Source organism: Kitasatospora sp. GAS204B, assembly GCF_029892155.1.
Taxonomy (GTDB): domain Bacteria; phylum Actinomycetota; class Actinomycetes; order Streptomycetales; family Streptomycetaceae; genus Kitasatospora.
Window position 1 is genome coordinate 1 of record NZ_JARZAG010000022.1, and the last position, 14,681, is coordinate 14,681.

9 protein-coding genes, 1 pseudogene and 2 CRISPR repeat arrays (1 of these 12 running past the window's edge) are annotated in these 14,681 nt (G+C 70.4%); of the genes and pseudogenes, 2 read left to right on the forward strand and 8 right to left on the reverse strand.

The genetic code is table 11. From position 1 onward, the window contains the following. Nucleotides 1-1,105: 1,105 nt before the first annotated feature. Both P3T41_RS26295 and P3T41_RS26300 read left to right on the forward strand, forming a co-directional pair. Nucleotides 1,106-1,597, forward strand: a complete 492-nt coding sequence (locus tag P3T41_RS26295) for a hypothetical protein (RefSeq protein WP_280692964.1) — start codon at nt 1,106-1,108, stop codon at nt 1,595-1,597. A 280-nt stretch (nt 1,598-1,877) separates the two neighbouring features. Continuing rightward, nucleotides 1,878-3,968, forward strand: coding sequence for a beta-propeller fold lactonase family protein (locus tag P3T41_RS26300; RefSeq protein WP_280692966.1), 2,091 nt, complete (start codon nt 1,878-1,880; stop codon nt 3,966-3,968). Nucleotides 3,969-4,125: 157 nt separating this feature from the next. Continuing rightward, nucleotides 4,126-4,459: a CRISPR direct-repeat array (repeat unit 28 nt; unit sequence GGCTGACCCCCGCTCGCGCGGGGCGGAC). A gap of 21 nt (nt 4,460-4,480) precedes the next feature. Here the strand turns inward: P3T41_RS26300 and cas2e are convergent. From cas2e to cas3, 8 genes and pseudogenes are all read right to left on the reverse strand, one after another. Beyond that, a pseudogene (cas2e, locus tag P3T41_RS26305) lies at nt 4,481-4,802 on the reverse strand (type I-E CRISPR-associated endoribonuclease Cas2e). Between the two features lie 37 nt (nt 4,803-4,839). Then, the gene (cas1e, locus tag P3T41_RS26310; protein ID WP_348533698.1) at nt 4,840-5,763 is read right to left on the reverse strand and encodes a type I-E CRISPR-associated endonuclease Cas1e; all 924 of its coding nucleotides are present in this window, start codon (nt 5,761-5,763) and stop codon (nt 4,840-4,842) included. Nucleotides 5,764-5,828: 65 nt separating this feature from the next. Then, nucleotides 5,829-6,479, reverse strand: coding sequence for a type I-E CRISPR-associated protein Cas6/Cse3/CasE (cas6e, locus tag P3T41_RS26315; protein ID WP_280692969.1), 651 nt, complete (start codon nt 6,477-6,479; stop codon nt 5,829-5,831). After that, on the reverse strand, nt 6,476-7,336 hold the full coding sequence (gene cas5e, locus P3T41_RS26320) for a type I-E CRISPR-associated protein Cas5/CasD (RefSeq protein WP_280692971.1): 861 nt from the start codon (nt 7,334-7,336) through the stop codon (nt 6,476-6,478). The genes cas6e and cas5e overlap by 4 nt, the downstream gene beginning before the upstream one ends. Beyond that, entirely contained in the window at nt 7,333-8,505 is a 1,173-nt protein-coding gene (gene cas7e / locus P3T41_RS26325; RefSeq protein WP_280692973.1) for a type I-E CRISPR-associated protein Cas7/Cse4/CasC, read from the reverse strand. The genes cas5e and cas7e overlap by 4 nt, the downstream gene beginning before the upstream one ends. Nucleotides 8,506-8,553: 48 nt before the next feature. Beyond that, a complete protein-coding gene (gene casB / locus P3T41_RS26330) occupies nt 8,554-9,309 on the reverse strand; it encodes a type I-E CRISPR-associated protein Cse2/CasB (RefSeq protein WP_280692975.1) in 756 nt (251 codons plus the stop codon). After that, entirely contained in the window at nt 9,306-10,886 is a 1,581-nt protein-coding gene (gene casA / locus P3T41_RS26335; RefSeq protein ID WP_280692977.1) for a type I-E CRISPR-associated protein Cse1/CasA, read from the reverse strand. Before casA ends, casB begins: the two co-directional genes overlap by 4 nt. Nucleotides 10,887-11,341: 455 nt before the next feature. Then, a complete protein-coding gene (gene cas3 / locus P3T41_RS26340) occupies nt 11,342-14,194 on the reverse strand; it encodes a CRISPR-associated helicase Cas3' (RefSeq protein ID WP_280692978.1) in 2,853 nt (950 codons plus the stop codon). Nucleotides 14,195-14,409: 215 nt separating this feature from the next. After that, a CRISPR array of direct repeats spans nt 14,410-14,681; the repeat unit is 29 nt; unit sequence GTCCGCCCCGCGCGAGCGGGGGTCAGCCG (it continues 1,771 nt past the right edge of the window).

Sequence of the window (14,681 nt, forward strand, 5' to 3'; positions counted from 1 at the left end):
GACGCGACAGCCGGGCCCTCGGCCTGCCCACCACTACCCGGACAAGTCGAAATGGCCCGTCGAACGCACCGACGGACCGTCACGAAAGATCGAGGTTAGCGTTCAATCCTGGGGGAATACCGGCCGGACACCGGGTCCCCCTGGGCATCAAGGGTGACGGTGGCGGTGAGGTTCAGTCGAGGACGAAGCCCTGCAGACGCCAGGGGCCAGCGCCATTCCGCCGATATTGCCCGGAGAGGTCAGGTTGGTGGTGGGTGTCCGGCCGGCCGCGTCGTGGTAGGCGGTGGTCAGGTCGGCCTGTGCCTGAGCGGCGGGAGCATCGGCTACGTGCTGCACTCCGTGAACGGTTCCCAGCGGAAAGTCCGTCACCGAAGTTCCGGGGCTGAGCCCAGGTCGCCGTTGATGACGCTGGGACCGGTATTGGTAACCGTTGAACCGCCAGGACCGCGTAACTGGTGTCCGTCCCGAGCGCCACAGGGGCTTCCGCGGCGTGCGCGGGGCTCGGGACCACAACGGCCGTCGCCAGCAACGCCAATCCGGGCATCAGGACGAGGGTTTCCTTGAGCCGACTGCGCCTACGCCCTCTGCCTGGCGGTGCGGACGGGATCGCATCCACTACTGCCACAGCCACCGGAGAAGACCCTTTCTTGTCGCCGTTGAACTCGGTCGCCTCGTCCAAGGACTCCGAGAGCCCGTGGTGACCTCGCCTAGGCCCAAGGCCCCCGTATCCGCGTCGAGCTTCCGTAAGAAGCACCACGAAGGAGACCGCAACAGGCCAAGAACAGCCGAGACAGAGCAGCCCACCTGGTCCGGATGACGTGGCGTCACTGGCCCCCACTCGCTGACACCAAGCTGGAAAGTCGCACGCAGCGAGGCGCGCCCTGGCCGGCCCGGGCGCCGTCATGAGGGCGTCCCGGTCGTCTCTTCAACTGTGCATCGGGAATGGCTGCCGGTCCGCCAACTGCCACACCTTGGAGGTGTGTCAGCGGGTGCGTCCTCGCAGGATTCGGCGAGGAGGAGCCGCACAGCGCTCCTTGCCCGGGATACGGACCGCCGAACACCCCTCTGGCCTTCCGCGAGGCTCCATCCGATGTAAAGGAACACCATGCGCCTCAACACGAAAATCCGCACCGCGCTCGGCATCACCATCGCCGGCACAGTCCTCGGCACCGGCGGATTCGCCTTCGCCGCATTCATCCAGCAGAGCACCTCGGACGCCGTGGCAGGCTCCGCCGAGTCCTTCGCCCCCATCACGGTAACCGGCGGGGCAACCGGCAAGCTGCTGCCCGGCGAAACCGCGGACGTCACCCTCACTTTCACCAACCCGAACAGCAACGTAAGGGCCCAACTGACCTCCATCGGTGCCGGCGACGTCGTTGTCGACACCGTTGCGAACGCCGGCGACATGCCGTACTGCCACGATCAGATCGAACTGTCCACCATCGGCGTGGGAACCCTGCCCACGCTTGACCTCAGCCAGGCCAACCTGCCATTCGTGCTGGCTCACGCGGTGAAGTTGAAGGACGACACGGACATCCGGTGCCAAGGGATGACGTTCCACACCACATGGACAGTCCAGGCCCAGGCCGTCCGCTGAGCGCGGTCCTCGTCTGCCACCGGGCGGCCGTCCAGATCCCCGCGGTCGAGGACTTGAACCGCGATATGTGTGGTTGCGCCTTTGATCCGAAACCTTCAGGTTCCGGCCTGACGGCACGCCACCGCAGGTCAGCGGCCCAGCAGACGGAAGCCCTTGGGTTTCGGATCAACAAGTGCGAGACGGTGCGGTTCCGATGAAACCGGTGGAATCACCACAGCGATTTCGTTCCCCTTCGGGCTCTCTACCTGCTCCACGGCATTGAACTCTCATTGGAGGCGCGGTGCGCACGCGTTTGCGGTCTCAGACATTCTCTTCGGCCTTGGGCGTGATGATCACGGCCGCAGGGCTCGCGATGCCAGACGTGGCGGCCAACGCGGCGGAATCCACGGGCTTCGCCTACGTCGTCAACAACCTGTCCGACACCGTCACCACCATCAGCGTGTCGACCGGTGCAACCGCGACCATCCCGGTCGGCCGCGCCCCATCGGCGGTCGCGATCTCGCCGAACGGCGACGAGGCCTACGTCACCAACGGCCGGTCCAACAGCGTGTCGGTCCTCGACACCAACCACAAGCGTCAGGTCACCACCATCAAGGTGGGCGACCGGCCCTCCGCCGTGGCCTTCGGCGCGGACGGCACCCGCGCCTACGTGGCCAACTCCGGGTCCAACACTGTCTCGGTCCTCGACACCGCGCAGCATCGCGTGATCGCGACCGTCAACGTCGCCCGCAGCCCCGTGGGGATCACGGTCACCCCGGACGGCTCGCGCGTCTATGTCGCCGACAACGACTCCAACGCGGTGAGCGTGATCAGCACCGCCACGAACACCAGACTGGGCAACATCACGGTGGGCAAGCGCCCGACCGGCCTGGCGATCACTCCCGACGGCAGCAAGGTCCTCGTGGCCAACAACGGCTCCGACAACGTGTCGGTCGTCGACGTCGGCAGCGGCCTCGTCATCGCAACCGTCCCGGCTGGTCACGGCCCATCAGGCATCGCAGTCACACCGGACGGCACCCGCACGTACGTGTCCAACGTGGACTCGGACGACGTGACCGTGCTGAACACCGGCACCAACAAGGTCGACTCCATCAACAAGGTGACGACCGTCCGCGTGGGCTATCACCCGGTCGGAGTCGCAGTCAGCCCGGACGGCGCGAAGGTCTACGTGCCCGACAACGGCAGCACGAAGACCTCGGTCATCAAAACCGAGGACAACACCGTCAGCACAACCGACGTGGCCAAAGGACCGATCGCGGTGGCCACCGGCCGGCCGCAGGAACTGACCGCGGCAGTCGCGCTGGGCGACAGCTTCATCTCCGGCGTCGCCGGCCGCTGGCAGGGCAACGCTCTGCGCCTGGGCTCCTACACGGACGTGTTCGGCACCGACCGGGCCGTCTACGCCTGCCAGGCCGGCTTCGAAGCACCGTGTCAATATGACCCGCGGCTGGTGTACGGCACGTCCTACAACCGGGCCAGCGGCTGTCTGCGCTCGTACTCCTCGGAGATCCAGAGCGTCGACATCCCGCTATACCGGAAGATCAACCTTGCCTGTTCGGGTGCCGAGACGAACAACATCATCGACAAGCCGCTCAAGGGCGAGATGCCACAGGCCGACCAGCTCGCCGCACTGCTGCCGCACTACAAGGTGAAGCTGATCGTGCTGAACATCGGCGGCAACGACATCGGCTTCCGCACCATCATCGAATCCTGCGTGAAGGCATTCCTCTTCGGCAAAGGCCCGTGCCGGCAGTCGCAGGAGCCTGCGTTCCGCAGCGGCCTCCAGCGGGCTGTGCACGGCGTGGAAGACGCCGTCGACAAGGTGCGCTCCGTGATGCGGGCGGGAGGCTACAGCGACGGTTCCTACACGTTCGTGCTCCAGTCCTACCCGTCGCCCGTGCCCTACGGACGCAACATCCGCTACCCGGAGACCAACCTCGACCGCTACCAGATCGGCGGCTGCCCGGTCTACAACTCGGACGCGGACTGGGTGCGCGGCACCATGGTGCCGACGATCGCGAACACACTCAAACCCATCGCCCACACGAAACGCCTGCAGTACCTGGACGTCGCCAACCTGCTCGACAGGCACGAGGTCTGCGCCAAGGACGCGCAGCAGGCCGGCCTGTCCAACTGGCACGGTAACCCGCTGCCGGGCAACAAGGCCGAGTGGGCCCGGTTCCTCGATGCCTCCGGCCCCTTCGCGCAGGGCGACAAGGACGAGTCCGTACACCCCAACTACTACGGCCAGCAGGCACTCGCATCGTGCTTGACCGCCGTCTACGACTACACCGGCGACAAGCCTGACCACACATGCTTCAACGTGCCCGGCAAGGGCGCGGAAAGTGTCGCGCTGACCAACACGGACTAAGACCGGCCGGCAGATGGTGGGGCGGGCCGCCCAGGCGGGCCCCGAATACACGGCAGGCACGAGCCTAAGTGATCACGGAGTTCTCGACGCTCAATGATCACCTGGAGGGTTCGTGCCTGCGGTCCCCTCATGCCTCTTGGAACCCTTGTGGGACCAATGGCTGACCCCCGCTCGCGCGGGGCGGACGGCGGCCTCGGCCGACTCGACGTCCTTCTCCCCGGCTGACCCCCGCTCGCGCGGGGCGGACTGTTTTGGCCTCTCTCGCGGTGTTGTCTGGACCGGCTGACCCCCGCTCGCGCGGGGCGGACACCGGCTGCACCGCCATGCAGAGCTTGATCCACGGCTGACCCCCGCTCGCGCGGGGCGGACGAGTACCAGACGGACGACTCGGTGCACGGCGACGGCTGACCCCCGCTCGCGCGGGGCGGACCTGAGCGGCGCCCTCACCGGCCAGGCGGACGGCGGCTGACCCCCGCTCGCGCGGGGCGGACACTTCCCGACCTGCGACGTTTCTATGGCTTTGCCGTTTCTTGGCTCGCCGTTGCGTCGGTCTGCCTGAATGCCAGGAGGGGTCAGGCCATCGAAGTCCCTGGGATGCCTGCGCTGCTCGCCAGCCGTCTTGAGCTCGAACCCTTGCTCGTTCGCCGCCGGGTAGACGAGGACAGCAACCCCGGCCCCTGCACAGTCGCTGACTGCGGACCACAGTTCGTCGCGGACCTTGGCGGAGACGGTCCCCACGTAGAGGTAGGGCGTGACTTCGAGGAGCCAGCGGGTGAGGGCGCCTCGGACGTGGTCGGGGACTGCGGTGACCGACAGGGCGATCATCGATGCCACGGCGGATCCTCCTCGAGACGGAGGTGGGTGCGGACGGTCACGGCGTCGACTCGCCTGCGTAGTTGACGCCGCCGGGAATGATTCCGGAGATCGGGTCCCAGAGGTCGATGAGCTGTTCGGCCGGGTCGGGTGCGGCGATGTCGGCCTCGGGGGCGAGGAGCCGCTGGATGTCTGTGACGATGCGGGGCAGGAGTTGGAAGAGGCGCAGGCCGTCGCGGAAGCTGCGGCGGGCTTCCTGTTCCGGGTGGGGTGAGTTGTGCAGGGCGAAGGCGAGGGGGATGGTCAGTTCGGCTTTGTAGAGGTCGGCGATGTCGTAGACGAAGGCCTGCTGGTTGCCGCTGTGGACGAATCCGAGGGCAGGTGAGCAGCCCAGGGCCACGATGGCTGCGTGGACGATGCCGTAGAGGCAGGTGTTGGCTGCGGAGAGGGCCAGGTTGACCGGGTCCTGGGTGTCCCAGGAGTCGGGGTCGTACGCGCGTCGGAAGCGGCCGATGCGGTATTGCTTGGCCAGGAGGCGGTAGTGGGCTTTGACCCGTTGGCCTTCCATACCGCGCAGTTGGGCGATGGTGGTACTGGCTGGGACCTCGCCGGCGCCGAACCGCTGTTCGTACATGGCGGTGGCGACGGCGAGGCGCTGGTGGTCGTCGGCCCAGGCTCGGGCTTGGCGTTCGAGCCAGGTGGTGCTGAGTGAGTCGGGGACGATTCCGGCGTAGCAGCGCACTCCCCCGGAGCCCGTGACGACGACGGTGGTGCCGTGGCGGGCGAAGGTGGTCAGGGCTCGGGAGGTGATGGAGGTTCCGGGTCCGAGCAGGACGCAACTGAGTGCGGCGGTGGGTAAGTAGACGAGCTCGGTGCCGTGTTGGGGGCTCGTGACTTCGGCGCAGACGCCGGTGTCGTCCTGGACGATGCGGACGATGTCGAGGTACAGGAAGGAGAGCGAGTCGGCGATCCGCGGCAACATGGCCACGGTGGGGGCGGCGAGCTTGCGGCGGCCCGCCGTCGCGAAGGGGCGGGTGGAGCCGGCCATCACGGCTGCCTGGTGGGTGCGATGCTGAGCAGGCCGCAGCCGTAGGCCTTGCCCTTGCCGATGCCGTCGGTGAGGCGGGTGCGGAGTTGGTCGGGGTCGGTGATCAGGGCGGTGCCTTCGAACTGGGTGCGGGCATGTTTGATGCGGTTGTGGTCCTGGCGGCGGGTGCCGCGGGCCGCGTCCAGTGGGGTGGACTGCACGGTGATGACCTTGAGTCCGGAGGCCTCGGCTTGACGCATCCACCATTCCTCGGCGGCGGCGCCGTTGAGGGGGATGACGGGGCCGAGGTTGTAGAGCTCGCGGGTGGTGCGGCCGGGCTTGCGGATGGCGTTGGCGGCGATGCGGTAGCGGACGGTGAGGTCCGTGCGCAGGGCGTCGAGCAGGGGGGTGAGGGGTTTGGTGGCGGCGGTTCCGTAGCCGGTGGGGAGGCGGGTGAGGTCGGGTGGTTGGGTGCTCTGCAGGAGGATCTGGGTGCCGGCGGGTGCGTCTTCGACGCGGAAGAGGACGCCGAGGTGCTGTCGGGCCTGGTCGCCGATGTGGTCGGGGAACAGGGCCATCAGGCGGTGGTGCAGGTCGACCGCTGCGGTCAGGTCCTTGCGGGCGTCGCGGTGGCGCTGGTCGGGCAGGATGCGGGTGAGCCACAGGTTCACGCGTGGCCCCTTTCCAGGTGGCGGGTGTGCTGGTCGAGGTAGGTGGCGACCGCGGTGAGGTAGGCGCTGCCGAGGCCTGCGCACTGGCTGGCGGGCAGGGTGAGGGTGCGCTGGTAGCGGGTGCGGGCCCGGTAGGCGCGGGTGCGGGGGTGGAAGCCGAGGGGGTCGTCGTTGACCTGTCCGGCCGGTGACGTGCCGTCAGCATCCGTGCGGTCGGCGGCGTGGCGGGCAGCGGGTAGGCGGTCGAGCGGCTGGTCGCCGTGGAAAACGACCCGCACCGATCCGGCCTCGCCGTTGCGCGTACGGGCGGCGAGCGGCAGTTGGACCAGGTGTTGCAGGGGCTGTTCGAGCAGGTCGATGAGCAGTGGGCCTTCGGGTGGGCAGGAGCGGCGTCCGAGGTAGGGCGGCCACTTGGGTTCGCGGAGTGCGACCGCGCACCGGTCGAGCAGGTCGGTGTCGGTGCCGGTGACGGCTGCGGTGAAGGCGGCGTCGGCCAGGTAGTAGCGGTGCGAGAGCAGGGTGGCGGTGGCGCCGCTGCGCTTCTTGCCGTCGGCGGTGGTGACGGTGTCGCGGCCGCGCAGGCCGCCGCCGACGGTGTGCAGGTCGCGCAGCAGGACGCCGGGGCGGTCGGCGCGCACGGTCAGTGACAGGCGGGCGAGGTCGTCGATCGGCTCGTCGCGGTGGCGGCCGAGGGTGCAGGCGAGCAGGCCGATGATGCCGGACCGGGTGGGGAAGGGGGCGGTGTCGCGTTGGTTGAACTGGCTTCGCTCGCCCCAGGATTGCAGGGGGCCGGCCAGGTGCAGGAGCAGTCCGGGTGCGGCCGGGTCGGTCGTGGTGGGCTCGGGGCTGGTGCTCACGCGTCGGCCCGAGTGGTGAGGGCGGCGTTGACGGCGAGGTCGATGAGTGCGGGGAAGGAGTCGACGCGCGAGCCGAGGCCGGTCAGGTCCTTGTCCTCGAGGCTGGCCCAGCCGGACGTGACGACGCCGCGGTGGCCGAGCAGCTTGTTGGCGGCGGTGGCGTAGGTGTTGAGCGCGGTGCGGGAGGCAGTGGCGTAGCCGCCCTCGTCGTGGGATCGTACGGGCTTTTCGAAGGCGGCGGCGTAGGAGAGCGGGCGGTCCGAGCGGACGGCGACGTGGACGAGGTCGGGGATGGTGTGGGGGGCGGTGGCGGTCTTCTTGGCCTGCGGCAGGGAGAGGATGAACGCCTCGATGAAGGCCTCGGCGAGTTCGCGTGCGGCCTGGTGGTCGTCGCCGAGGTTGGCGAGCAGGTCGGCCAGGTCGATGGTGGCGTAGCGGTAGAAGACGCCGGCGCTGTATTCGGTGTGGCCCATGTGGGCGCTGCCGGTGGTGTCGCCCCAGGTGGAGGTGACGTCGTCGACGGCGGAGAAGTAGTCGAGTTCGACGTCGGTGCCGTGGGTGGTCAGGGCGTGGGCGACCTGGACGGCGCCGTCGACGCCGGCGTCGTCGACCTCGGCGAGCATGCGGCCGAAGAGGTTGATGACTCCGTTGCGGGTGCGCAGGATCGCGTCGATGCGGTCCTTGGGCAGGACGCTCTTGTCGGCGGGCTTCTTGATGTCCTTCGCGCTCTCCAGGGTGGTGCGGAACTCCTGGGCGAGGTCGGCGAGTTCGGCGACGGCGGTTTCGGGGACGTAGACCATGGCGTTGGTCAGCACCACCGGGTCGTCCTTGCCGAGTTCGAACTTGATGCTGCTGCCGGCGGCGGCGTGCTGTCCGGCGCGGCGGGCGAGGTCGGCGGGCCAGGCCCGTTCGGTCTCCAGCAGGTGCGTGACGCGGGCGCCGATGCGTCGGGTGCGCAGCGCGTTCTCGCCGATGGTCTGCTGGAAGTACTGGCGCACGGCGCGCTTCCAGGACTGGCTGCTGACCCGGGTGCGGTCGGTGTCGCCGTAGCGGACGGTCTTGACGGAGTTGTTGTCGTCGCGGTTCAGGTTGGCGAACGGCACGCTCTGCACGACGTGGATGTCGATGAACCGGGCCGGGGCGGTGGCGTTGGTGTTTTCGGTGGGCATCGTTGGCTCTTTTCCTGTGACGGAAGGCTTGCGGGCTGGGGTGGTCGGTCAGTTCTCGGCGGTGTCTTCGGCGGCCGGGGCGGGCGGGGCGGGCGGGTTCGCGTCGTCCTGCCGGCGGGCGTGCTCGTTTTCGGCGGCGTTGCGGGCGCGGTAGTAGTCCTGCAGCCAGCGGCGCTTGATGCTGCCGCTGTGGCGGTGCCAGCGGGTCAGGTCCACCAGCAGCTGCGCCCAGTCGACCTCGACGTTCTTGTCCCGCAACTGGCGCACGGCGCCGGGCAGGTGGCGGTGCAGCCCGTTGACGCTCTGGCGGGTCAGCAAGTTGAGGCGGGTCTCGGCCGAGCTCTCGCGGATGCCGTCGGTGCCCTTGTCGACGGCGGCGGCGAAGGCGGTGCCCAGGCTGGTGCCGTAACGGCGCTGCGGCGTGGCGGTGCTGCTCTCCTGCTCGTTGCTCGGGGTGTCGGCCTCGCCGACGGGCGGTTTCTGCTTCGCGGCGGCGTACTGGTCGCGGCGCTGGTTGGCGATCAGGGACGCGACGGTGTAGTAGGCGCGCTGGATGTCCGGGCTGCGCAGGTGGTCGGCGGTCAGCCAGTTCACGACGTACCTGTGCATGAAGGGAACGTCATCCAGCGGCCGGCCCACGCCGCGGCGAAGGGCGCTGCGCACTCCCGGGTCGGCGTGGCACCGCTGGTCGATCCAGCCGACGAAGGCCCTGGCATGGCCCAGCGGCGAGCCGGCTCGGTCGGCGGTGAGGGGCGGGCTGCTGCTCTCGGCCGGGGTGGTCGGGTCGGTGGCGGTGTCGCTCACGTGTCCTCCGTGGTGCTGCTCCGGCGGGTGGTGCCGGCCTTGGCAGGGGTCTTGGCGGCGGCCTTGACCGCGCCGCCGTACAGTTCGCCGCGGGCCTGCGAGCACGCCTTGGCGCCACGCAGAGTCCCCAGGGCCTTGCGGGTGACGGTGTCGTAGACCTGTTCGGCGAGCTGCCGGAAGGCTGCGGCCGCGGTGGCGAAGTCCTGGTTCTCCAGGCGGTGCCAGAACTCCGCCTCGGCCGCCGGCCAGTAGCGGGCGCCGGCGTCCAGGGACCAGGTGCAGTCCTCGATCTTGGGTGCGTCGGTGTAGAGGGCCCAGGCCTTCTTCACGGCCCGGTTCAACCGTGCCCCGTACGTTTCGCCGACGATCCGCAAGTTGCCGATCTGCGGGGCCAGGCGCGGGTTGCGGTCCTCGCTCAGGCCCAGGACGGGTGGGGTCGAGGCGTCGACGAACTGGACGTCCTTGGCCTGCCCGTCCTGCTCGAAGCCGAGAGCGCGGACCCGCAGGTCGTCCGAAATGTCGAACGCGGTGGAGAACACCGTGGGGCGCTGCGGCTGGGCCGTTCCGCTGGGCTTCTTCAGCAGCAGCGCGTCCAGGTCGCGCCACAGCGCGCGGCCGGAGTCGGCCGGCCGCGGGTAGGAGTTGCCCTCCTTGCTGGTCTGCCAGATCAGGTACGGGTCGCCCGTGCGGGAGATCTTTTCCCGGTAGGCCCAGGTGATGAACGCGTCCTTGACGTGCCGTCCGGTGGCGTCCGGGACCAGGAGGAGGGCATGCTGCGAGCGGGCCGTCAGTCCGGTGCAGGGACCGGTCAACTCCGGTAGGGCTCCGGTCGGGTCGGGCAGCTCGTCCCGTTCCCACGGGCACAGGTCGTTGCCGCGGCGCACGGTGCTCTCAGGCGCGGGCAGCCCGGCGAGCAGACTCTCGAAGAGCGATGCACCCTCGGGGTGGTAGGAGAGCGTGCTGCGCAGCGGCCCGGCCAGCGAGTTCGCGATCTTCTCCGCTCCGACCGTGCGACTGGAGCAGCGCCCCGAGGGGCCGTAGTAGAGCCAGACCAGCAGGTGCAGAACCGCCTGGTCGGTGGTGGGCAGGTCGGGGGCGGTGTCGGAGACGTGGCGGAACCAGGCGTGGTTGTTGCCCGAGGGCCGGGTGGTGATCAGCTTGTTGACGCCGGCGGTGTTCTCGGGGTCGCACTGGTGCGCCAGGCGCGGGTCCTGCAGGAACGGGTGCTGCGGATCGAAGAGGTCGAAGCGCCCGTGGTGGTCCTGGGCGAAGTTGTCGACCGCGCCGGCGTCCAGCCGTTCCCTGTCGAGGAGTTGAACGCGTCGGGTTCGCCAGTCCGCAAGGCCGGAGGCGGCTTCGTCCAGCGCGGTGACGCGCGCGGTGACCGCGTACAGGATCCGGTAGAGGGCGGAGAGGGCGGGCGGCAGTGCGATGGCGATGTGGCTGATCTCGTGGCTGCGGAGCAGGAGTTCGCGCAGCCCCACGGCCTCGGGCCTGGGGGCCTGGGTGCTGGTGGTCCAGCGCACGGGGATCCAGGGTTCGTCGAACAGGTTGTAGGTGGGTGCGTCGGGCGGCATCCTGCCTCCGGTCGAGGGCTGGGCTGGGTACGGCTGGGTAGGCTGCAACGGGTTCCCCGCACCGAGCGGGGGTCAGCCGTGTGGGTTGTAGATACCGCACGATGGGCGGCGGCCCGGTTCCCCGCGCGAGCGGGGTTGGCGTGGGGGGGGGGGGGGGGGGCGGGGGGCGGGGCGCCCCCCCCCCCCTACACCGTGCGGGGGGGTGGTGTGTGTGGGGGGGGGCCGAGGAGCGGGGTTGGGGGCGCGCGGGGGGGGCGCCGCCGGGGCCGGCCCCCGCCGGGGGGGGGGGGGGGGGGGGGGGGGGGGGGGCCGCGGGGGGGGGGGGGGGGGGGGGGGCCCCGCCGGGGGGGGGGGGGGGGGGGGGGGGGCCGGGGGGGGGGGGGGGGGGGGGGGGCGCGCCCCCCCCCCCCCCCCCCACGTCTCCAACGCTACACACAAGTGTGGCTTGTAGATGTTCAGTTCGCGGAAATCCCGAGTTCGGAGATCTCGATCTCCCGGGCGCCGAGCCGGCACGTCCACCGCCCGTCCGCACCTCGGCGCATCGGCAGCAGCACGAGTTCCGCGAGCAGCGGGCGCTTGTCCCAGGAGGACGGGACGTCGTGCTCGGCGGTGCGTCCCAGGAGCCACCGCCCGGGCAGCGGGACCGTGTGACGCATCACCAGCGCGACATCCCGGCGCGCCGGTGCGCGGCCGGACGCGGCCGGCAGCGGTGTCGTGCCGGCCGCGTCCAGGGTGCGGGAGCCGTCCGCCTGGACGTAGACGCACACCGCACGTCCGGTGTCGGCGCCCAGACGGGTCGTCAGCAGTTCCTCGGTGATCCCCGGGTCGCTCGTGCTCAGCGCCGACAGATCGCCGGCGACGTCCTGGGGCGCCGGGATCGCCGCCATCTTCGCCAACTGGCCTTCCGCTGCGGCGGCAGCGAGACGCTCTGCGTCCATGCGTGCCAGCCGGTCGCGCTCGGCGGCGTCCGCGAGGTGGGTGGAGAAGTCGTCGGCGTAGACGGCGTCGACCAGGTCCTGCACGTCGCCCGGGACCTCGATGCTGCGGTACTCGGGCTTGTTCAGCAGCACGCTGGTGCGGTGCAGGAGGGCGCCGTCGTAGACCGCGCCCCAGCTCCTCGGCGCGGCGACCGCGCCGTCCTTGTCGAGCGGCTCCAGGACGACCATGCGCGGTGTGCGCGGCTCACCCGTCCAGGCGGGCCGGTTGGCGCGGTTGTGGCGCTTGCCGCGCCCGGCGCGCTGCAGGAGCTGGGCCAGTGGGGCGAGGTCGCTGACGACCAGGTCGAAGTCCAGGTCCAGGGACTGCTCCACGATCTGTGTCGCCACCAGAATCGAGCCGACACGAGCCTGGGAGGCCGCGTTCTCGTCGACCGGCTTGCCGAAGGCGGCCTCGCACTCCTGCGAGATCCGCTGGCGCTCATGAGCCGGGTAGCGCGAGTGGAGCAACCGCAACCCGCCCTCGCGCGAGGCCAGTTCCGGCAGGGCGTGGCGCAGGTCGCGGTAGGTGCGTTGGGCCTCGTCCACGGTGGTGCAGCAGACCAGCACGCAGCCGCCCTGCTCGGTGACCGGCGCCAGCAGTTCACGCAGCGCCTCGCGGCGCGAGCCCGACTGCGGCTGCACGGCCGGGTCCTCGCGCACGTCCCAGTGCACCTGGCGGGTCTCCACCTGGAGACAGCGCTCCCGGTTGCTCTTCACCGCCCGGGGCTCGCAGACCTCGCCCGTGCCGGCATCGACATACAACCAGCCCGGGTAGCACGGCGCGATCGTCGCCGCATTCGCGAAACCCGCCCCGCGCCGGTAAGCCTCCACCAGCGAGGAGGCCGCCCTGCCGGTCAGCGTCGCCGACAACAGGACGACCGGCGCCCGCAACGCACCCAGCCACTCCAGCAGCCGCACCAGCAGGCTGTGCATCCACGGCCCGTACGCGTGCGCCTCGTCCACCACGAACACCTTGTCCGACAGGCCCAGCAGGCGCAGCACGTTGTACCGCACCGGCAGGACCGCCGTCAGCGCCTGGTCGATGGTGCCGTTGCTCAGCGGCGCCAGCAGGCCGCGCCGGCCCGTGCGCAGCCACCGCCCCGCCTCGACCCCCGTCCGCTCGTCCGACAGCACCGGCGATCCCTGCTCCGCCTCGTCGGGCTCGGCGTACTGCGGGCTGAGCCACGCCATGCTGTGCAGCAGCGTCAACGCGCGCTCGCCGGTGACATTGCCCTCGGCGAACCTCCGTACCCGCTCGAACATCGCGTCGGCCGTGGCCATCGTCGGCAACGCGAAGTACAGCCCGCTCGCGCCCGAGGCCCGGGCCATCACGGAGGCGGCGTGCAGCGCGGCTTCGGTCTTGCCGTCCCCGGTCGGCGCGGTGACCAGCAGCAGCCCCGCGCCCGACACCAGCTCGGGCAGGTGGGCGGCGATGTCGGCCTGCAGCCCGTTCGGCGGGAACGGGAACCGCTCCTCGAACGACCGCTCCACGAACTCGGCGCGGCCAAGTCCCGCTTGCCGCACCAACACCGGCGCCGACGCGACCGCCGCACCGTAGTGCGCGTCGAGCTGCCCGCTGTCCCCTCGCCACCCCGGCTCCGGCAGCCGTTCAGTGATCACCTCGACCTGACTGGCCAACCAGTCCGCCACGACCACCAGCCCCGTGACGACAGCCGCCGTCGGCCCCGACAACGCCCCCTGCGGCACCGCGACCGCACCCGTCAGCCGACGCACCGCGACCGCATGAGCCGTCCGCTGCTCACGCCACCCGTGCTCCCCCAAACCCGGCTGATAGGCCGTCGGATTCGCCAACTCCTTCTTCCGAAGCGGCTCCCCGAAGCAGCCGTGGTGCCCGCCCAGCAGCTGGGCGATCTGATGACTGGCGGACAGGTCGACGAGCCTGCTCGTCGGGTAGCCGCACTGCGCGAAGAACTCCGCGAGCGCCCAGTGCGTCACCGTCTCGTGGCGCAGGGCCGGTCCGGCGACCGCCCGCCCGGCGCCTTCTCCGTAGCGGGGGTCGCCCGCTACGCCCGCGAACGCGGCCTTGTCCAACGCCTGGAACGGCGGCGAGATCTTCCCGATGTCGTGCAACCCAGCCCAGAAACACACCATCTGACGGCCCTCGGCCACGGACAAGCCCAACTCCGCGGCGATCCGCGCCCGCGAACGCGGGCTCACCATCTGGTCCCACAGGGCTCCCGCCACGGCCACGGTGTCGAGCAGGTGGCAGACCACCGGATACGGCCGCGGCAGCTCGGCGCTCTTGCCCCACAAGCGCGCATCCAGCCATAAGCCGTCACTCGCGGCGACCGACTCACTGTTCTCAGTCATGACCGAAGGGGTACCAGGTGCCACTGACAAGTCCAACCCCGGAACCGAGAGGTCCCAACCGATCGCTCTACACCTCTACTATCTGCGTCATGACAGACCGACCACTGCGGCACAGCAGCGGCAGCAGCCAAACAGCTTGGCCGTCGGTCCTCTGTGGACGTGTGGCGAATCGTCAAGAAATGGCAAAGCCTGTCTAGCGTTGCAGGTCAGGAAGTGTCCGCCCCGCGCGAGCGGGGGTCAGCCGCGGCCCGGGCGCCCGTCATCGGCCCACCCCGGGTCCGCCCCGCGCGAGCGGGGGTCAGCCGCCACGTGGTCCGCGTCGCGGTTGGCTGCCTCGGGTCCGCCCCGCGCGAGCGGGGGTCAGCCGTCGCAGACGGAGGTGACCACCACCGCGATGCGGTCCGCCCCGCGCGAGCGGGGGTCAGCCGACCGTCTCCGAGCCTCCGGCCCCGGCGGTCGAGTCCGCCCCGCGCGAGCGGGGGTCAGC